The following is a 19,400-nucleotide window of genomic DNA, read 5'->3' as shown; positions in this document are numbered from 1 at the left end:
TCGACGGTTATCCCAGCCGCTGCGCTTCCAGTTTCAGTTCGTTCAGCATCTGCATCGCCTGCAGCGGCGTCAGATTCATCACGTCGATTTCCCGGACGCGCTGAAGCATTTTTTTGACTTTCGGATCTTCTTTTGCCGGAACCGGCACGGCCTGCGGCGTCCGTTCTTCTTCGCCGAAGATCGAGAGCTGCACTACGCCGTTATCCGGCATCTTCGCAGCGGACGGTTCTTCCGGCGACTCGGCAGCGGTCACAATCTGCGCCGGGCGCGTATCGGCAGCGGCCGCAAATTCCGCCGGAGCCTGTTCGCGCGCTTCTTCGGACATGCGATCGGCCGCCTGGTTCGCCGGCGGAGCATACAGGCGCTTGCCTTCCTGTTCAACGCCGCCCACGGTGACAACCGCAGCAGCCTGTTCGAAGCCCTGCAGCAGACCGTAAGCCCGGTCGATGATGCTGCCCGGAAGCCCCGCCAGACGGGCACAGTAAATGCCGTAACTCGTACTGGCCGCTCCCGCGACGAGTTTGCGCAGAAAGGCGACATTGTCGCCGCTCTCGCGTACCGCCATACAATAGTTGCGCAGACGCGGCAGACTTTCTTCCAGATGCGCGAGTTCGTGGAAATGGGTAGAGACAAGCGCTTTGCAGCCGATCGACTCGTGCACATGCTCGATCACCGCCTGGGCGATCGCCATGCCTTCGCTGGTGGAAGTTCCCCGCCCGAGTTCGTCGATGATAATCAGACTGTCTTTTGTCGCCTGCTCGGTCATGACCTGGATATCGGCCATCTCGACCATGAATGTACTTTGACCGCCGACCAGATCGTCCGCCGCTCCGATCCGTGTGAAGATACGGTCAAGCAGCGGCACATTCGCCCGGGATGCGGGAACGAAACAGCCGATCTGCGCCATGATCGAGATCAGGGCGACTTGGCGCATATACGTGCTCTTGCCGGCCATATTCGGTCCGGTAATCAGCATGATATTCGCGCCTTCCCGCGCCAGATCCGTGGCATTGGCCACAAACGAGCCGCCTTCCATCACCGCTTCGACAACCGGATGGCGTCCGTTCTCGACCGTCAGGTCGTAACCGTCGTGCAGCTGCGGACGAACGAACGACTTTTCCGCGCTCGCTTCCGCAAAAGCCTGATACACATCGATTTCGGCTACCCGCTCGGCCAGCGCTTTGAGCCGGGGAATCCTCTCCGCGACTTTCTCCCGCAGTTCCAGAAACAGTCCGTATTCGAGATCGGCCATTTTCTCTTCCGCTTCGAGAATCAGCGACTCTTTTTCTTTCAATTCGGGCGTGATGTAACGTTCGGCGTTGGCTAGGGTCTGTTTGCGTTCGTAACGGCCTTCCGGAAGTTGGTTCAAGTTGGCGCGCGTCACTTCGATATAGTAGCCGAATACTTTGTTGTACCCGACTTTGAGCGAACGGATACCGGTTACCCGGCGTTCTTCGGCTTCAAGTTCGGCGATCCAGCGCTTGCCGTTGACGCTCGCTTCGCGCAGCTGATCCAGATGCTCGTGATAGCCTTTGCGAATCAGTCCGCCGTCGCGCACGGATACCGGAGGTTCGTCGGTTACGGCCGCGGAGATCGCCTGCGCAAGTTCCGCGCATTCGTCCATCCGGTTAGCCGTTGTGCCAAGCGTCTGCGAACCGGAGTCCAGACAGATGCGTTTGAGATGGGGGATCTGCAGCAGCGAATCCCGCAGCGCGACCATATCGCGGCCGTTGGCGCTGCCGAAAGCGACCCGTCCGACAAGCCGTTCGAGATCGTAGATTTCGTTCAGGCCTTCCTGGATATCTCCCCGCAGGATCAGATCGCGGTGCAGCCGTTCGACCGCTTCCAGACGATCTTCGATCGAACCGCGCTGAAGCAGCGGCTTGTCGATCCAGCGGCGCAGCGTCCGGGCGCCCATCGACGTTTTGGTCCGGTCGAGCAGCCAGAGCAGCGAACCTTTTTTGGAGCGTTCGCGCACCGTTTCCGTCAATTCCAGATTGCGGCGGGTGAACGAATCCAGAATCATATAATGATTAGGCTCGTAGACCGAGATTTTCGTCAGCTGGCCCAGCGCTCTCTTCTGGGTTTCCGCCAGATAAGCGAACAAACGGGCGACACAGACGCGGCGCTCCGCGTCGAGACGGGCCCAGACGGCTTCGCCGAACTGTTCCCGCGCTCCTTCTTCCCGGCTCTTGTCCCAAGGCGTGCAGACCAGGCGCCGCTCCATCGGAGCGATCTGCGCGGAGAGCAGGTCCAGCAGCGCAGCGTCGCCGATCGCTTCGGACGGTTGGTAAACGCCCACTTCGCCTTTGATCCATTCTTCATTGTCCGGCGCGGACGTGACATGCAGATCGCCCGTCGACAGGTCGCAGGCCGCAATCGCCGTCATGCCGCCGCTGCTGGTTACGCAGACGAGGTAGTTGTTCGATTTTTCCCCGAGCGCCCGGCTTTCCATCAGCGTGCCCGGCGTCACGACGCGTACGATCTCGCGGCGCATCATTCCGCGCCCGGCCCCCGCTTCTTCCACCTGTTCGCAGATGGCGACTTTGTAGCCTTTTTCGATCAGACGCTGCACATACCCTTCGGCCGCATGATAAGGGACTCCGCACATCGGAGCCCGTTCTTCAAGCCCCGCGTTCCGTCCGGTCAGCGTAATCTCCAGTTCCCGCGAAGCGGTAATGGCATCGTCGAAAAATATTTCATAAAAGTCCCCAAGCCGGAAAAACAGGATCGCGTCCTTGGCTTCTTCCTTGATCTTGAGATACTGTTCCATCATCGGCGTTAACTTGGCCATGATTCCCCTCCGTCATCGTGCCTTCTTTTCTCTCCCTGATTATAACAGACTTCCGGCAAAAAGCGTGCGGATACGAACATACGTTCATTTTATCATCAAATCATTCACAAAAAAACAGCGCGAATTCCAACCCCATCCGGCTGCATGCGTCAAAAAGAGGTCGGTAGACGCACCGCCCTCTTCCTTGTGAACATTTTCGGACGCCCTAGTACGGACCCGCTTCATTCTCCGGCTTTTCACGTTACATGCGGCGCCTTGTCTTTTTTGGACATGCCCAAGTAGCGGTTGAGTTCCCGGCAGAGCTGCAAAATCGCCGAGCGCACCTCGAACTCTTCGCGGGTATCCGGCAGATTCATTTCTTTGAAACGCTCTTCCAGCTCCCGGAGCATCTCGGCGGCTCTGCCCGTATAATACTCGCTTTTGACATCGCGTTCCAACCGGTCGAACAATTCCGCCGTCAGCTCCGCCTGGGAGATCTGCCGGTAGACCTGCGAGACCAACTGCGCCATCGTCTGGATCGATTCCAACTGCTGCTTGCGCATGTAGAAATACACGCTCCAGAAATCGTCGGCTTTCATGACCTGATTTTCCAGGGAACGCCTTGCCAGCGCCAATCCTTCTTCCACTTTTTTGTCCGCTTCGATCAGTTCCCGGCCGTCCCATACATAGTCTGGATTGCGCAGGGTACGGGCAAATTGGGCGAAGATCCGCGAGAAACATTCGTCCGCTTCGCTGCGGATCTTCGACAGCTTTTCTTCCGGATTCGGCATATAGACCAGATTGACCAGCATTGCCGAACCCAGACCGATGACGAGAAGCTGGAGTTCCGTCCACAGCACCGGCCAGGAGATTTCCCCCGCGTTAAACACATGGAACACGACGACCGCATTGGTGACGATTCCGCCTTTGAACGAAGCTCTGACGATAACCGGAAAAGCGATCAGGATATAAAGCGGAATGACCCAGTAGTGAAAGCCGAGTCCCCCAAACAAGACACAGGCGACCGCCAATCCGACGATCGAAGCGAAAAAGCGGTCCACGACCGTTTTGATACTTCTTTTGATCGTCGTGTCGAGTCCCAGGATCGCCAGCAGTCCCGCCGAAGTCGCCGACGGAATCCCGACAAAGTGCGCAATCATCACCGCGGCAAAAGCCGCAAACGCCGTTTTGATCACGCGAAAGCCAAATAGGCCAGCCATTGAATCCCTTCCCTCGTTTTCAGAAACGTTCACTGAATTTTAGAAACTCCCATGCTCCTTACATTTCTCTCCGGGGACAAAAATCCCGCCGTTCCTCGGAGGAACCGGCAGGATTTCGATCGGTTCCGCGCGGAACCGGGGACAAGCAGCCGCAGCTGCCGCCCGCTCCCATGCGGAAACGAAGGTTACAATTTCAGATTATACAGGCTCGAGTACTTCCGTTCCAAATAATCCGCGAGATAATCGGGATTCAATTCTTCGCCGGTCACTTCGAAAATGATTTCGGACGGTTTTTTCGATTTGCCGAAGCGGTAAATCTTCTTTGTTAGCCATTCCTTGATCGGCAGCAGATTACCCTGCTCGATCAATTCGTCGAAATTGTCCATCTCTTGACGCAAAGTATGCATGATCTGCGCCGCGTACATATTGCCGAGCGAATAGGAAGCGAAGTAACCGAACGCGCCGCCCGACCAGTGGACATCCTGCAGCACGCCCTGCGAATGGTTCGGCGGCGTGATGCCCAGATAGCTTTCGTATTTCGCATTCCAGACTTCCGGCAGTTTTTTCACGTCGAGATCTTCATTGAAGAGCATCTTCTCGATCTCGTAGCGGATGATGATATGCAGATTGTAAGTCAGCTCGTCCGCTTCGATCCGGATCAGCGAATTCTCTACCCGGTTGGCGGCAAAATGGAACTGCTCCGGGGTCACGCCGATCAATTGATCCGGAAACTGCTTCTGCAGCTCGCCGAAATACCGCTGCCAGAACGGAAGGCTGCGCCCGATCATATTTTCCCAAAAACGAGACTGAGACTCGTGAATGCCCATCGATGTGCCCTGGGCAAGCGGCGTACCGGTCAGTTTCGGATCGATATTCTGTTCGTAGAGCGCATGGCCGCCTTCGTGCAGCGAACTGAACGCCGCGCTCAATACGTCGCGTTCGTGGTAGTGGGTCGTGATACGAACGTCGCCCGGGTTAAGCCCCGTCGCGAACGGATGCACGGTTTCGTCCAGGCGTCCGGCCTCGAAGTCGTAGCCCATTTCCTTGAGAATGAAATGGCTGAACGCTTTTTGCCCTTCTTTCGGATACGCGGCATCCAGGAACGGCAGCTCCGGACGGATATCCGAAGCCGCGATCGCTTCGGCCAACGGCACCAAGCGCCGCTTCAGCCGATCGAATACCGCATCCAGACGTTCGACCGTCATATCCGGTTCGTACATGTCGAGCAGGGTGTCGTAAGGCGTGTCTTTCGCCCCCCAGTACCCGATAAATTTGCGCAGCGTCGCCACGATTTCCGTCAGGAAAGGCTCGAACGAATCGAAATCGCCGCTGTCCTTGGCACCTTCCCATTTCGTTTCAGACTTGGAGGTAAGAATCGTATAGGCCGTAAATTCGCTTTCCGGAATTTTGCGGTTCTGATCGTAACTTTTTTTGACCGTCTCTACGAGTCGGCGATCCACATCGTCAAGCTGCGCCGAATGCTCTTCCTGCGTAAACAGATCGAGATATGTACCCATTTCGTCCGACGTTTCCAGCTTGAAGGCTTCGGTCGACAGCAGGCCGATCGTCTCCGCCCGCGTTTCCGCGCCTTTGCTTGGAGCTCCCGTACGAAGATCCCAATACATCAGGGCAACGGCTTCGTTGTAACTTCCGATTTTGGCCACCAATTTGCGAAATCCGTTCCATTGTTCCTGCAGCTGCTCATTCATTAGGATCGTTCACCTCGTTTGTTTGATCGTTCCATAAATATAGTAAATATCAGGGCTTCCCTATTGATCATACTTTTTGAAGAACACAGAATCAATATGGACGAATACTTTTCGGGCCGCTCCTTTTTGCATCGAAACACGCTTTTGAAACGCTTACGCGATTTTTCGCCAAAATTCGGGCTTGAATTCTGGACGTTTCTTTATGTAAAATTCGTGATAACGCCCGAGGGCGAAAAAGGAGGCGCGGACTTTGAACCAGATTACGGAAATTTTGGACCATAACAAAGCATTCGTCGAAAACAAAGACTACGAGGCATTTATCAGCGGCAAGTTCCCGGAGAAAAAAGTCGTCGTGCTGACCTGCATGGATACCCGGCTGACCGAGCTCCTCCCCCGTGCCATGAACATGCGCAACGGAGACGCCAAGATCCTCAAGACGGCAGGCGCCGTCATTTCTTCGCCGTTCGGCAGTATCATGCGCAGCATCCTCGTTGCCCTGTACGAACTGCAGGCGGAAGAAGTGATCGTAGTCGGTCATCACGAATGCGGCATGGCTTCGCTTAACGCCGACCATATCATGGGTCAAATGCTCGATCGCGGCGTGTCGCAGGAAGTGCTCGATACGCTCGAACACTCCGGCGTACAGCTCGGCCAATGGTTCAAAGGCGTGGAGAACGAGACGGAAGGCGTCATGCACAGCGTCAACATGATCTCCAACCATCCGCTGATGCCGGCAGGCATTCCGGTGCACGGCATGCTGATCGATCCGAAAACCGGGCTGCTCGAACTCATCGCGGACGGTTACGAAAAAATCAAAAAAGCGGACGGAAGCGGTCAGCCGACGGCTTAATGCCGCAAAGCCACCCTTCGGCCTTACGTACGTAATCCTTTGTACAACCCGGCGCGTTTTCTTCGGAAAACGCGCTTTTTGCCATGAACAGGATCCAGTCTTTCGTCCAAACGGAGCGTTCTTGCCGGTTGCCTCGGCCTCTTTTAATGTTGTACACTTGTGTGGAGGAATACGTTCGTCCCTTGGTGGGGCGCCTTGAATACAGAAAACGGGTGATTTATATGAATATACTTTCTTACGGCCTGCTTGCGCTGGTCTCGCGCACGGAAGCGTCGGGCTATGATTTGATGCTCAAGATCCAGCCTTTCTGGCAGGCGAAGCACAGCCAGATTTATCCGCTGCTCGGCAGTATGGAAGAACAGGGTCTGCTCAGCGCAAAATGGATTCAGCAGGCGGACAAACCGGACAAAAAGCTGTATTCCATTACGCCCGAAGGCACCCTCAAGCTGCACGAGTGGCTGTCGGAGCCGACGGCACCTCCGGTCATGCGCGACGAATTCAACCTGAAGTGTTTCTGCATCCACTTGGCCGAACCTTCCGAGGTACGCCGCATGTTCGCGGAACGCCGGAAATACCACGTCGATCGAATGAAGTACTACAAAGATATTCAGGTAGCCATTCCGGCCGAACACCGCCATCCCGGCCATATCGGATTCGAGGATTACATTCTGCTGCAAAAAGCCATTATGCGTACCCAGGCCAGCGTCGACTGGATCGATTGGGTCGAGCAGGAGTACGGGCAGTGGACCGCGCCGGTTTGATTGGCGCAGCCAATCAAACCTGTAAATAATCGTTAAAAATTGAAACAGTCTTACCGTTCCTCCGTATAAGATCAAACAAAGGCAAAGGGTCTTTACTCTTGCTTTTCGCTATTGATCTTATTAGGAGGAATTTTGGTTATTATGCACCGATCCAAGAAAATATTCTCCATAATCTTGTCTTTCCTGATTTTGTTCGCCGCTTCGGCGGTTGTGCCGGAACAAGCCGGTGCACGCCGCGGCGGATTCAGCACCGGTCAGCGAACGTACACCGGTACGCCGAACAAATCGCAAAATACCGACAGCGTTCATTCAGGCATGCGTTCGAACTCCAATCCTTATTCCCATAGCGGCTATACCCGCGCCCGTGCAAACCACCGCGGGATTTTTGGCGGAACCTTTTTCCGGGGCTTGTTCTTCGGCGGGGCCGCCGTTCGCGCGAACGGAATAGACGTTACTGAGCCATACCATACGCCATCGAGTCCTGGCTTGAGCGCTTCGAAATAAGGGGCGGCGCGGCCTTGACGAAAACCCGGTTCTCCTTGGAGAATCGGGTTTCTTTTTATGGCTTTTGCAGATGTTGCGGTACGTGTACAGACAGCCAATGCCTGGCGTGCGACAGTCCGTCTTATTTCGTCCTGCCTGTATCCAGTCCCCTGACTATCAGCCATACAGGAAATACGATCTCGAACACCGCGCCGGGGATGAACAAAAGCGCGCCCGGCTCCAAGCCGGCCAGCGAAAAACAGCTGCTGAGCGTCAACGCGATATAACCGATTATCCCTAACCCCGCCAGCAGCCGGGGGACGAGTCTCTCGCGATACAGCAGCCAGCAAAAAGCGAGACTTCCCAATCCGAGCGACAGCATAGCCAATTGAAAAGTCATGGTCTGCACCGCAGCCGCCAAATCGCCCACAGTCTGAGCAGCAGGCTGTAAAGCATTTTCGGCAGCGGAACCGCTCCAGTCCAGCAGGGCGAAGACCAGCCCGATCCCTATTGTCAGCAGAACCGCTTCGACGATTCTCGCCGACAGATAACCTACGGCCGTCGTTTCGCTGTATCGCTTCAGGATCGGAAACAGCAGTACGGATATGGCGATCACCGCTGCGGAATTGATCGTTTCCAGAAATAAACCGATCCGAATTTTTGAGGATTCCGAAGATAGATGCACCAAGAAATCGGACTGCCCGAGGGTACCGCCGATCCATCCGCTTCCTGTCAAATACGCCGCTGTCGCCACCAGAAACAATAAACCCGCCGCCTGTTCCTTTTTCCTGTCATTTGCCGTCTTCATCGTCCGCTCCCCTTCGCTTCTCGAATCGTGATCTCCGTCAGCATATCGGAAAGAGCGGAACAAGCCTAGACACTTAAGTGTGGATCAGTCGATCAAGCCGAGCTTTCTCGCCCGGGCAATCGCTTCGGTCCGGCGCTGGACCTGCAGCTTCCCAAAGATCCGCCGGTTATGCCCTTTCACCGTATCGAGTGCCAGAAACAGCCTGGCTCCGATCTCGGCGTTCGACAGACCGTCGGCGATTAGCCGCAGGATTTCGGTTTCCCGGAGAGTCAGCGGCTCGGGCGTCGGATACGCAAAGCCTTCGATTCGCCGGGCAGAGCGATACTCGAGAATCGACGTTCGGAACCGCGCAACTTTGGCAGAGCCGTCGGGCAGACGATGAAAGTGTACCTTCTTGTCCGCTTCCGACGCCATGGCTTCGGCTTCTTCCGTCTGCCCGCTATCCAACCAAACCCTCCCCGCCAGAAGCAGGGCTTCCAATTCCAGTTCCGGATTTCCGCTGCGCCGCGCCAGCTCCCGGCTTTTCCGAACATACTCCAGCGCTTTTTCCGGTTCTTTCCGTTTCCGGAAGATCCGGGCTCTCCCAAGGCAGGCTTCGTAGGCCGCTTGAAGAGGCAGCTCTCTCAGGTTGTCCAGTGCACGGCGGTAACAATCTTCCGCTTCATGCAGGCGGGCTTCTTCTTCGTACAATCTGCCGAGATCCGTATTCGCCATCGCCCCGATCAGGCTTCCGCCGAGTTTACGATCGAGGTTCAGAACCGCGGAATACGCCTTCTCCGCCTGCCCGTTATACCCAAGGAAACGGGATGCCGCACCAATCAGCCAGTACATGGTCATTCGAATCGGCATCATGCGGGTATCCAAATCCCGGATAGCCAGCTGCGACAGCCGAATGACCGCCTCCAATTCTTCGGTACGCCGCAAAGCGCGTCCGCCGTCCCCCACGATCCGCTCGATGAGCGCGGATGTCTTGTCTTCCGCTTCGCCGGCCTGCAGGATATCTTCGGCCGCTTCAAGCCGCCGATCGGCGGATCCGGCGTGCCCTGCGATGGCTACACCGACAGCCGCAGCCCGGGTAGCGGCAATCAGCCCTCTCAGATTCCGTGTCCGCGTATCCGATCCCCATTCTTCCATGAGCGCCTCCGCCGCTTGGAATTTCGATTCGATTTCCGTCGGTCTGCCCGCCAGCAGCAGAGCGGAACCGTACAAGACCCAGAGCGAAGGCCTCTCATCAAGCATGCTGGGCGGAAGAGACTCGAGCCAGCGAAGCACAGAACGCATTTCACCGAGAAGATGCAGCGGCATCCCTTCTCCTTCCGCAAGCTTCGCGGCAAGTTCGAACCGGCCCGATCCAACCGCGTAGGCGAAACTCTCACCGAGCAGCCCGCTGCCCGCGTACCAATCACTGGCGCGGGCATACCGCTCCGCTTCTTCGTCTTTTTCCCGCACTGAATCGGTAAGCCATCGCCATCTTCTGCGCAAAGCCTCGGCAAAAAGCGGATGATATCTGTACCAATGCCGTTCATCGTCCAGCGGCACGACAAACAGATGGGCGCGTTCGAGCAGCCGCAGCATCTTTTGGCCCGAAAGAGAAGCATCCAGCAGAACCGCATCGCAAAGCGAGCCGCAAAGACGTTCCAAAAACGAAGTCCGAAGCAGGAACCGCTGAACGGACTCGGGCTGTTTGTGCAGCACCTCTTCGATCAGATAATCCGTCAACCCGCTTCGGCTGCCGCCGAAATCCTGCAGCTGTTGACCGGATAACGGACGATCCCGAAGCGACGCAGCGGCAAACTGCAGTCCGGCTATCCATCCTTCGGTCCGCTCGGCCAGAGCGTAAAGCTCTTCGCGGCGAACGGATATTCCCGCCGCCTCGTTCAGAAAAGCGAATGTCTCGTCCGGTCCGAAGCGAAGTTCCGCCGTGCCGATATCGTTCACTTCGCCTTGAATGCGCAGCCGGGCAAGCGGAAGATCCGGCTCTTCTCGCGTCAGCAGAACCAAGCGGATGTGGGGCGGCAGATAATGGAGCAGGAACGAGATCAGACGGTGCACCGTCTCCGCACGAATCGTATGATAGTCGTCCAGCACCAAAACGCACGGATCGGCGGATTGATCCAAACCGGCGATCAGCACCGTTCCCGTCGTTTCGGGCGAAGGCGGCTGCGGCGATTCCAGCAGCCGCAGCGCTTCTCCCGAACGGCGCCCGGAGTGCCGGTCGACCGCTGCGGTGAAATACGTCAGGAACCGTGCGAAGTCGTTATCTCCTTCGTCCAGCGTGATCCAAGCGGCTGGGAGGCCGCAGGCGGCCAGCCACTGCGCAGCCAGTGTGGTTTTGCCGTATCCCGCCGGAGCGGCAATCACGGTCAGCTTCCGCCTGCTTCCGGCTTCCAGCAGCCCGATCAGATGCGGGCGATCCACCGTACCGGAAAGAATGCGAGGGACAAACAGCTTGGTCTCGATCAGCGGTGGGCGCATGGCGCACTCCTTTCCGATTCATTTTTGGGCAGCATGCCGCCGTTTCCGTACACGCTTCGTCTTCGGATCGTCCGTTCACCGGGGTTTAGCCCCGCAGAAAACGGACCATGAGCTTTTCGTCCAAATATCTCCCGTCTATCTTAAGCGCGTGTTTCTCTTCGCCGTAAGTCTCGAATCCGATCGATTCATACAAGGAAACGGCGGAAAGGTTCGTCGACGTGACGCTCAGATGCAGCTGTTCGATGTTATCCAGTTCCAGCGCTTTGCCGCAGACGGCGGCAAGAAGCGCACGGGCGGCTCCGCGCCTTCGAAGGCCTTCCGAGACATACACCGAGACGATCTGCGCGCGATGCCTCAGCTTATGGCGCATCGCGGGAACGAGAGTCGCCGAACCGCACAATTGGCCCTCCACAAAAACTCCGTATGTAAAAAATGCTCCCCCGGCGAAACGCTCTTCGTATTTGACCGGCGTGTCGCCGCACTCTTCCTCATAGCTCGAACCGAAAGCTTCCGGATGCAGACGAAGCGCTTCGAGGCGCAGATTCAAGTAATCTTCCGCATCGCCGGGATGCAGCAGTCGAATTTCCATAGGTCTATGCCCTCCTTATCGGTCTTTTCTGTTCGGTTGGCTGTTCACCCGAATTTTAACACGGCAAAGACCGCCTCTCCAGCAAAAAGGAAAGGCGGTGCGCCGAAATATTCCGCTGCCGGTCGCCGGCTTCAAGCTCCTCCGATACTTCGTCGCAGGCCTGCAGCCAATCCCGCCGCTTCAAGCGCCTGGGCCGCGATCTTGGCCACCGCTTCCGCGCCGGTCTCGTTCAAATGCGTATCGTCGGCGATTCCGTCCGGATAGTTGTCATGCTCGCCCGGAAGAAGCTGCGCAAACCAGCTTCTCGAACGCTGCGGCCCCATTTCCTTGAATATCGAAGCGCTGCGGCCCGTCAGGTCGATCAGCGGCACCCGTTCGCGCTGCGCCAGCGCTTCCATCGCCCGCGGATAATCGCCGTGCGTCGGCGTCAGCAGCCCGTCGGCATCGAAATAACGGCGGGAGATCGGCGTAATCAGTACCGGCTGCGCTCCCCGCTCCCTTGCTCCGTCGAGATATTGCTTCAGCGTGTCGGCATAGGTACTCCACGGACTCGTATGCCGGTCGGGATCATCCTTCTCGTCGTTGTGTCCGAACTGGATCAGCAGCACATCCCCTTCGCCGATGGCTTCCAGAATCCGCTCCAGCCTTCCTTCTCCGATAAAGCTTTTGCTGCTGCGCCCGCATATCGCTTCGTTGACCACCCGCACTTCTTTGTCCAAAAACAAATCGAGCTTTGCGCCCCAGCCCTGCATCGGCAGTCTTTCGGGCGGATACTCCGCCATTGTCGAATCGCCCGCCAAATAAAAGGTTTTGCCCATGTCCGCAGCCCTACTTCCGTATAATGGAATCTTTCCTTTCTGCAAGGCTATCCCACCATTTGCATGCTGACTCCGCTTTTCGCACCTTTTTGACAGGAACCCCGCTTTTTTTGCTAAAATAGTCCCATAATATGAAAGCGTATTCTTCCTACGCGCCGAAAGGAGCTTCCCATGCAGCTTCAGCAGCTTCCCGACCTGATGCGTTACGGCGAACCGCACGACCTTGTTCGGGCCGAGTTCGACCGCCGCATCGGACACTTCTCCATGCTGCAGAACCATTACCATGCCGGCTGTGAGCTGTATTACCTGTTCAGCGGCGAGCGCAACTATTTTGTCAAAGACAGCGCCTACCGGGTCTCCGCGGGCGATCTTGTCCTGATCGATTCCAACGCCGTACACAAAAGTACCGATTCCGGAATTCCCGATCACGAGCGGGTAGTGCTGTATTTTTCGCCCGCTTATTTCGACGAATATCCGCCGGAAGAACGGGAGCTGCTGCGGACGCCTTTTACCCGCGGGGATGCGCTCGTTTCGCTCAATTTACAGGAAAAGCTGCGCGCCGAGGAACTGCTGCTGTCGCTGCTGCGAGAGCTGCATGAACGTCCGGCCGGCTATCGCCTGCATATTCGCCATATGGCGGGGGAACTGCTGCTGCTCGCCGCCCGGGCTTCAGGCAGAAGCGACACCCTTCCCCGCCCCGAGCCGACGCCCGTCCGGCGCAAAGTCGCGGAAATCGTACGTCATATCAACCGGCATTTCGCAGAACCGCTGGAGCTGGACGAATTGGCGCGGCGCTTCTATATCAGCCGCAGCCACTTGAGCCGGACGTTCAAAGAAGTCACGGGATTCGGATTCGCGGAATACGTCAATCTGACCCGGATCCGGGAAGCCCAGCGCCTGCTGCGGGAGACCCGGCACAGTGTGACGCTCGTCTCCGAACTTGCCGGCTTCGACAACTTTTCGCATTTCGGCAAAATGTTCAAACGCCTGTCGGGCGTCTCGCCGCGCGAATATCGGAATATGGAGCGGACAGCGGGCGGAGCGGACTGACGACCTGCCGACTCCTGTTCGTGTACGAAAAAGAAGCCGGGCGGAAATTTCTTCCGCCCGGCTTCTTGCCGAACTTCCCGCCCCGCTCCATCTTCTCTGCGTATTGCCGAAGACTATTTTCCGATGAAGCGCCGGCTCGGTCCTCAGTGCTGCACATTCACGCGCAGCGTGATGATCTCGTACGGTTTGAACAGCTGCCGTCTGTGCGCGCCAAGGCTCTCCGGCTCGCCTTCGATCGAGCGTTCCAGCAGATCGCATACCCGCCACGAAGAAACGGGATAATCGCTGGAAATATTGACCTGAATCCGGCGTCCCATGTATTCGTGCAGCCGCACGATAAATCCGCCGCCGTCTTCGGCACGCTTGATCGCATCGATTGCGATTCCCGCCGTATCCGTCCGGATCAGCGAGCGGCCTGCTCCGGCGGTATACGCTCCGCGGACCGCTCTCGGCGGATCGTTCAGCGACCATGCTTCTTCCGCCGTGCGGCCTTCCGCCCAATCGCCGGCATGCGGCAGCAGAGCATAGGTGAACACATGTTCACCCTGATCGGCGCTCCAGTCCGGATCGGTCGCCGACTTGATCAAGGTCAGCCGGATCGTGTGGTCTTTGATATCGTAGCCGTATTTGCAGTCGTTCAGCAGGCTCACGCCGTAATCCCGCTCCGACAAATCCGCCCATTGATGGCCGACACTCTCGAAGCGCGCGTAGTCCCAACTTGTATTCCAGTGCGTCGGCCGTTTGACGTTGCCGAACTGGATATCGTAAGTCGCTTCGGTCGCACGGATCGCAGCCGGGAATGACACCTTGAGCAGTTGATGCTGTTCCCGCCAGTCTACCGTCGTCTCGAAATCGATCTGCCGCCGGCTCGCGTAAACCTTCATGTCCTGGGTGACGGAAGAGTCCATATAACGCCAGACCGTGCGCAGCACGGCCGCAAGCGGCCCGGTGCGGATCCACTCCATCGAGATTACATCCGTGATTTCGCGCTTTTTTTGCATATCGTCCAGATCGATATTCCAGGCGTCGTATTCCAGCGGTTTGTCTTCGAACACCTGCATCACGTTGCCGCATTCGCCGTCGAAGAGCACTTCGCGCTGCGCTTCCCGGTCGAAGATACGGCTGAGCTGCCCCGCTTCGTTCCATTCCAGCACATAGAAAGGCGTCGTCAACCGTGCTTCTTCCCGGGCGAAAGGTTCTTCTTGCCCGGCTTGATTTGCAGCAGCCGAGGCGTAAATGACCGTGCTCCCCATGGGCGGCAGCGACGGCACTTCGACGAGCCATTCGCCGCCTTCCATAGGCTGGGCGCGCAGACCGCGGCCCTGCGCATCCGTCCAGGAGCGGTTGGCGGCGTCTTCGCAGCGCACGTCCACCAAGCCGGTCCGTTCGAAGAAAGCGCCGCTGAACACGGTATAGGCCGTTTCCCCGGCAGACGGTTCGGCATTAGTCTCCCGGAGTTCGCCGGAGGCCGCGGTCGCGGGATCCAGCGCGGCGACAACCGGCGTATTCGAAGGGTGCGCAGCGGCCTGTTCCGCCGCGGAATCCTGCGTTAACTGCCGCGCCGCAAGCTCCACCAGAGTTCCGCCGATCCGCTCCGCTTGTTCGTATTCGACGCGCGAATCTTCGTACACTTCCCGGATCGCCGAGCCCGGAATGATATCGTGGAACTGGTTGCGCAGCAGGATTTGCCAGCCTTCCAGCAGCTCCGCCGCCGGATAACTCCCGAAATCTCCCTGCTCCGCCGCCAGCAGCACATGCAGCCATTCGGCTTCCCGGTAGGTCATTTCCAGCTTCCGGTTCATCCGCTTGTTGTGCGCCTGACTCGTATACGTCCCCCGATGCGTCTCCAAGTACAGTTCGCCGTCCCAGGTGTGCACGTATTCGCCGGTGGTCCGGATCGTCTCGTTCAAGCGCTCGAAATAGTCGTCCGCGCGGCCCGGCTTGACGCTCGGAATACCCGGCAGCGTATCCAAGCGCCGGCGCATTTCCAGCATGTCGCGGTTGACGCCCCCTCCTCCGTCGCCGTAGCCGTACGCCAGCAGCAGTTCGGTATTGAGATTTTTGTCCCGGTACAAATCCCAGATCCCCTGCACGGAAAAAGCTTCGATCACCCCGTTGTACGTAACGCCCTGGGACAAAGGTTTGGCGCGCGTCGTGATAAAATGGGTCAGCACTTCGCTGCCGTCGATCCCCCGCCAGTAGAACGTATCGTGCGGCATCTTGTTGTAGCGGTTCCATCCGAGCTTTGTCGTCATGAACGTCCCGATCCCGGATTTGCGCAGAATCTGCGGCAGCGCCCAGCTGTAACCGAACACGTCGGGCAGCCACAGATGCTTGCACTCCACGCCGAATTCATCCCGGAAAAACTGTGTGCCGTACAGAATCTGACGTACCAGCGACTCGCCGCTCGTCAGATTGCAGTCGGCTTCCAGCCACATCGCGCCGCCCGCCTCCCAGCGTCCTTCGCGGACCCGCTCGGCGATTTGTTCGTACAGCTCCGGGTAATCCTGCTTCATGTAGGCGTACAGCTGGGGCTGGGTTTGCAAAAAGACGTACTCCGGAAATTGGCGCATCAGACGCAGCACGGTCGAGAAAGAACGCGCCGCTTTTTCCCGGGTGTGGGTCAGCCGCCATAACCAGGCCACATCGATATGCGTATGTCCCACCGCCGTGACCGTGACCGGATGTTCCGCGCTGCGGATGCCGGATAAGCGGCTCTGCAGTTCCCGGCCCGCCGCCTCTACGCTGTCGTAAAAACCGGCACTCCCCGGTTTGGACCAGTCGATCGCGCCAAACGCGCGGTTGAGTGCAGACAGCAGCTCCGGCTTCAGCGCGTTATTCTCCGGCAGTTCCCGGCAGACGCCAAGCACGGCTCGCGCCCTGTAATACAAATCGTCCGCCGCTTCGTCGAGCCATGTCAGCCTCGCCGCACGGATCACATGCTCCTGAGGGGTAGGCAGGCCGCCGCCTTCAAGTCCCGACCAGAGCCGGAAAGACAGCTCGAGTGTCCGGCCGATTGTATCCGCTTCCAAAAAAACTTCCAAATGATTCGAATCTACGCCCTGATACGGATGCCCGTCCACGAACAACAGCGATTCGAAGCCGCTGTTGTAGAAATCGCCCGTGCGGCCGAAATCGAACAAACCGACAATGCGGCGGCCGCTCCATTCGGCCGGAATCTCTACGCGGCGCTGCAGCCAGATATAGCGATCCCGCCCGCTCCAGCGGTCGCCGATCGCATACGTCCGCCCTTCGCGGAACGAGACCGGCGGATAAGCGCCATTGGCTCCTTCTTCATCTTCGATCCCGGCCCATTCGCCGAGTTCGATCGGCTCCCTGTATCGGTAAGCTTCCAGCTCCTGAATGCGTGCAGCCAGTTTTTCTTCGGTTGAAAACATCTCATCGCTCCCTGTATAACACGTGTTATGTGACCAAGAAATGGGCGGCTTCCGAAGAATGCCGCCTTGAATTCTGAAGCTGCCGACCAAACCATCTACTCTCAATTCTGTCCGCCAAAGCTCCGGCCGATCTTCTGCGGACTGCGCCGCCCGATATTCGTCCCCCCGCATGGGCGAACGGAATTACGCGCTCTCGCCCGGCTTCAGCAGGGCGGGCAGCCGCAGCTTGGAAGGCGATCCGCTCTCGCCCTGCGCCTGCCTCAGCACGCCGGCGACCGCCGCTTCGCCCATTGCCGCATAAGGAATCTCCACGCAGCTGAGCGTCGGCACGCTCAATACGTCGCCTTGAATCGTATTGTCGGCGGCCATCACGCGCAGATCGCCGCCGACGGTCAATCCGCAGGTTCGCGCGGCGCGGTACAGATCGGGAACCGCACTGGACCAATTCACCAGAACCGGCGGAGCCTGCTTGCGCCCGCTGCGCCGTTGGCACCAGCCGGTCCAGTCTACCCGGTCGGCCTGCTGCAGATGGCGCGACACGGCCGGCTGCAAACCGTGCCTCCGGCACCAGTCTTCATAGCCCTGCCTGCGCTGCCGCTCCGCTTCGTTGATTCGGCCGCCGTGCGAAGCGCTGAATACTTCCGCGTACTCCGGAGCGGAGACGGACCGGGGAGACTTCGCCCGCAAATAGTCGAGCGCCGTCTCTATACTGCCCCGGTAATCGGCATGCACGGAATGAATATTTTCCGTCTCGGCATATCCTTCCACCGATACGTAAGGCACGCCGATCGCGCGGATCCGCTCCGCCCACTCCGGATCTGCATAACTGGTATCGTCAAGCGTCACAATTCCGTCAATTCTGCGCTGATGGTAAAGTTCCAGCAGTTCGGCGCGCGCTTCGCCGGGCTTTCCCCGCCCCGGCGAGCTGAGCAGCAGATGGTAGCCCTGCGCTTCCCCCGCCCGCTGCATGCCTTCCAGCAGCCGCATAAACAGCGGATGGCCCGTATCGCCGAATGCGGCAAGCGTCATGCTGCGGCCCGTCTTCATTCCGCGCGCGCGCGCGTCCACATGGTAATCCAACTGGCGAATCGCTTCCAGCACCTTTTCGCGCGTCTGCTCGCCCACGCCGATTCCCGGCGTCCCGTTCAGTACGGCCGAGACCACGCTGCGCGAGACGCCGGCCAGACGCGCCACATCCTGACTGGTCGTTCTTTTGGAATTTGTCGATTTGGGAGTCATCATAGCACCTCGCACCCAATATAACACGTGTTATAGCGGCTGTACAGACAGAAATACGTCTCAAAAAACCGGCTTTTCGCACTCTTCTCCGCGTTGACAACCCCCGCCGACGGCTTTATGATGAAAACGTTAACATTTAAAGGCGGGAGATCAAACCATGATTACGATCAAAGACATTGCGCGGGCGGCCGGAGTCTCCCATACGACCGTTTCCCGCGCGCTGAACGGAAGTTCGCTCATCAAGCCGGGAACGCGGGAGCGGATCGAGAAGATCGCTTCGGATATGAATTACGTGCCCAACTACAGCGCCAAAAATCTCGTCACGCGCAAATCCAACACGATCGGGCTGTTTTTCTCCAGTATCGAGCAGGGCACTTCGTCCAGCTTCCTCGCGGAGGCGCTCAAAGGCATCCGGCGGGAACTGGACAAAAACTACATGCTGACGGTCAGCGGCATCGACGATCCCGGCAGTCTGGGCAGCGTCAATCCCCGCCGTTACGACGGGATCCTGGTCATGAGCCAGAGCGAACTCGACAACGGATTCATTTACCATGTGCGGGCTTCGGGGATCCCTCTGGTCGTGCTCAACCGTCAGTTGGACGATCCGTCGATTCCGAATGTCGCCTCCGATGACCGGGTCGGCGGAAGAGCCGCGGCCGACCATGCCTGCGAACAGGGACACCGGCGGATCGCCATCATCGAAGGAAAGCCGGGCTTCAAGTCTTCGTCCGAACGCCGCTCCGGCTATATGGACGGATTGATCGCGCACGGGCTGTCTCCGAACCCGAATTATTTCGTCCAGGGCGACTACAGTATCGAGAGCGGATATAGCGCGATGAACCGCCTGCTCGATCTGCCGCAGCGTCCAACCGCCGTCTTCTGCGGCAACGATGACATGGCGATCGGCGCCATGAATGCCTGCTTCGACCGCGGCGTGAGTATTCCCGGCGACATATCGCTGATCGGCTTCGACGATATGGTGTTCGCGCGGTATACGAATCCCCCGCTGACGACCATTCGCAAATCCGTGGCGGAGATTGCCGAGGAAGGCACGAAGCTGCTGCTGCGGCATATGGAGCACCCGGATCTGAAGCCGGTTCAGCATCTGCTCGGCAGCCGGTTGGTCCGGCGGCGTTCCGTCGCCGAACCGGCGGACACCGGCGGGAGCTGATTCCGTTTCGGCGCCGGATTCGCCGGCGCAGCCGGAATCGGCGTTTTTTCATCCCG

General features: G+C 58.1%; 14 protein-coding genes. 5 read left to right on the top strand and 9 right to left on the bottom strand.

Annotated elements, in window-relative coordinates:
- Positions 1-7 precede the first annotated feature (7 nt).
- The 3 genes from mutS to HOP44_RS04140 form a co-directional block, all read right to left on the bottom strand.
- On the bottom strand, positions 8-2,794 hold the full coding sequence (gene mutS, locus HOP44_RS04150) for a DNA mismatch repair protein MutS (RefSeq protein ID WP_172250812.1): 2,787 nt from the start codon (positions 2,792-2,794) through the stop codon (positions 8-10).
- Positions 2,795-3,030: 236 nt separating this feature from the next.
- On the bottom strand, positions 3,031-3,993 hold the full coding sequence (locus tag HOP44_RS04145) for an aromatic acid exporter family protein (RefSeq protein ID WP_172250810.1): 963 nt from the start codon (positions 3,991-3,993) through the stop codon (positions 3,031-3,033).
- A gap of 185 nt (positions 3,994-4,178) precedes the next feature.
- Positions 4,179-5,702, bottom strand: coding sequence for a carboxypeptidase M32 (locus tag HOP44_RS04140; protein WP_172250808.1), 1,524 nt, complete (start codon positions 5,700-5,702; stop codon positions 4,179-4,181).
- 250 nt (positions 5,703-5,952) lie between these two features.
- Here HOP44_RS04140 and HOP44_RS04135 point away from each other — a divergent pair, with 250 nt between their 5' ends.
- The 3 genes from HOP44_RS04135 (at position 5,953) to HOP44_RS04125 (ending at position 7,817) form a co-directional block, all read left to right on the top strand.
- Entirely contained in the window at positions 5,953-6,552 is a 600-nt protein-coding gene (locus HOP44_RS04135) for a beta-class carbonic anhydrase (protein WP_172250806.1), read from the top strand.
- A gap of 221 nt (positions 6,553-6,773) precedes the next feature.
- Entirely contained in the window at positions 6,774-7,313 is a 540-nt protein-coding gene (locus tag HOP44_RS04130; RefSeq protein WP_172250804.1) for a PadR family transcriptional regulator, read from the top strand.
- 141 nt (positions 7,314-7,454) lie between these two features.
- The gene (locus HOP44_RS04125) at positions 7,455-7,817 is read left to right on the top strand and encodes a hypothetical protein (RefSeq protein ID WP_172250802.1); all 363 of its coding nucleotides are present in this window, start codon (positions 7,455-7,457) and stop codon (positions 7,815-7,817) included.
- 121 nt (positions 7,818-7,938) lie between these two features.
- Here HOP44_RS04125 and HOP44_RS04120 read toward each other — a convergent pair whose 3' ends face one another.
- The 4 genes from HOP44_RS04120 to HOP44_RS04105 form a co-directional block, all read right to left on the bottom strand.
- Positions 7,939-8,604 (bottom strand): DUF4386 domain-containing protein, encoded by a 666-nt coding sequence (locus HOP44_RS04120; RefSeq protein ID WP_172250800.1) that lies wholly within the window; start codon positions 8,602-8,604, stop codon positions 7,939-7,941.
- 84 nt (positions 8,605-8,688) lie between these two features.
- Positions 8,689-11,079, bottom strand: a complete 2,391-nt coding sequence (locus HOP44_RS22615) for a helix-turn-helix transcriptional regulator (RefSeq protein WP_219915562.1) — start codon at positions 11,077-11,079, stop codon at positions 8,689-8,691.
- Positions 11,080-11,164: 85 nt separating this feature from the next.
- Positions 11,165-11,668 (bottom strand): GNAT family N-acetyltransferase, encoded by a 504-nt coding sequence (locus HOP44_RS04110; RefSeq protein ID WP_172250798.1) that lies wholly within the window; start codon positions 11,666-11,668, stop codon positions 11,165-11,167.
- A gap of 131 nt (positions 11,669-11,799) precedes the next feature.
- On the bottom strand, positions 11,800-12,486 hold the full coding sequence (locus HOP44_RS04105) for a rhamnogalacturonan acetylesterase (protein ID WP_172250796.1): 687 nt from the start codon (positions 12,484-12,486) through the stop codon (positions 11,800-11,802).
- A gap of 171 nt (positions 12,487-12,657) precedes the next feature.
- Here HOP44_RS04105 and HOP44_RS04100 point away from each other — a divergent pair, with 171 nt between their 5' ends.
- Complete coding sequence (locus HOP44_RS04100) at positions 12,658-13,536, top strand: AraC family transcriptional regulator (protein WP_172250794.1); 879 nt, start codon at positions 12,658-12,660, stop codon at positions 13,534-13,536.
- 143 nt (positions 13,537-13,679) lie between these two features.
- Here the strand turns inward: HOP44_RS04100 and HOP44_RS04095 are convergent, their stop codons facing one another.
- Both HOP44_RS04095 and HOP44_RS04090 read right to left on the bottom strand, forming a co-directional pair.
- Positions 13,680-16,934 (bottom strand): alpha-mannosidase, encoded by a 3,255-nt coding sequence (locus HOP44_RS04095; protein ID WP_172250792.1) that lies wholly within the window; start codon positions 16,932-16,934, stop codon positions 13,680-13,682.
- A gap of 183 nt (positions 16,935-17,117) precedes the next feature.
- On the bottom strand, positions 17,118-18,176 hold the full coding sequence (locus HOP44_RS04090) for a LacI family DNA-binding transcriptional regulator (RefSeq protein WP_246369566.1): 1,059 nt from the start codon (positions 18,174-18,176) through the stop codon (positions 17,118-17,120).
- 154 nt (positions 18,177-18,330) lie between these two features.
- Here HOP44_RS04090 and HOP44_RS04085 point away from each other — a divergent pair, with 154 nt between their 5' ends.
- The gene (locus HOP44_RS04085) at positions 18,331-19,344 is read left to right on the top strand and encodes a LacI family DNA-binding transcriptional regulator (RefSeq protein ID WP_172250790.1); all 1,014 of its coding nucleotides are present in this window, start codon (positions 18,331-18,333) and stop codon (positions 19,342-19,344) included.
- The last annotated feature ends 56 nt before the right edge of the window (positions 19,345-19,400 follow it).

This window comes from Saccharibacillus deserti (genome assembly GCF_013618475.1).
Taxonomy (GTDB): Bacteria; Bacillota; Bacilli; order Paenibacillales; family Paenibacillaceae; genus Saccharibacillus; species Saccharibacillus deserti.
The sequence above is the reverse complement of the archived record's forward strand: the minus strand, read 5'-3'. Positions and strand labels throughout refer to the sequence as shown.

Coding starts and splice junctions, on each gene's coding strand:
- mutS (WP_172250812.1), bottom strand. CDS start 2,794: ATGGCCAAGTTAACGCCGATGATGGAACAGTATCTCAAGATCAAGGAA.
- HOP44_RS04145 (WP_172250810.1), bottom strand. CDS start 3,993: ATGGCTGGCCTATTTGGCTTTCGCGTGATCAAAACGGCGTTTGCGGCT.
- HOP44_RS04140 (WP_172250808.1), bottom strand. CDS start 5,702: ATGAATGAGCAGCTGCAGGAACAATGGAACGGATTTCGCAAATTGGTG.
- HOP44_RS04130 (WP_172250804.1), top strand. CDS start 6,774: ATGAATATACTTTCTTACGGCCTGCTTGCGCTGGTCTCGCGCACGGAA.
- HOP44_RS04125 (WP_172250802.1), top strand. CDS start 7,455: ATGCACCGATCCAAGAAAATATTCTCCATAATCTTGTCTTTCCTGATT.
- HOP44_RS04120 (WP_172250800.1), bottom strand. CDS start 8,604: ATGAAGACGGCAAATGACAGGAAAAAGGAACAGGCGGCGGGTTTATTG.
- HOP44_RS22615 (WP_219915562.1), bottom strand. CDS start 11,079: ATGCGCCCACCGCTGATCGAGACCAAGCTGTTTGTCCCTCGCATTCTT.
- HOP44_RS04110 (WP_172250798.1), bottom strand. CDS start 11,668: ATGGAAATTCGACTGCTGCATCCCGGCGATGCGGAAGATTACTTGAAT.
- HOP44_RS04105 (WP_172250796.1), bottom strand. CDS start 12,486: ATGGGCAAAACCTTTTATTTGGCGGGCGATTCGACAATGGCGGAGTAT.
- HOP44_RS04100 (WP_172250794.1), top strand. CDS start 12,658: ATGCAGCTTCAGCAGCTTCCCGACCTGATGCGTTACGGCGAACCGCAC.
- HOP44_RS04095 (WP_172250792.1), bottom strand. CDS start 16,934: ATGTTTTCAACCGAAGAAAAACTGGCTGCACGCATTCAGGAGCTGGAA.
- HOP44_RS04090 (WP_246369566.1), bottom strand. CDS start 18,176: ATGATGACTCCCAAATCGACAAATTCCAAAAGAACGACCAGTCAGGAT.
- HOP44_RS04085 (WP_172250790.1), top strand. CDS start 18,331: ATGATTACGATCAAAGACATTGCGCGGGCGGCCGGAGTCTCCCATACG.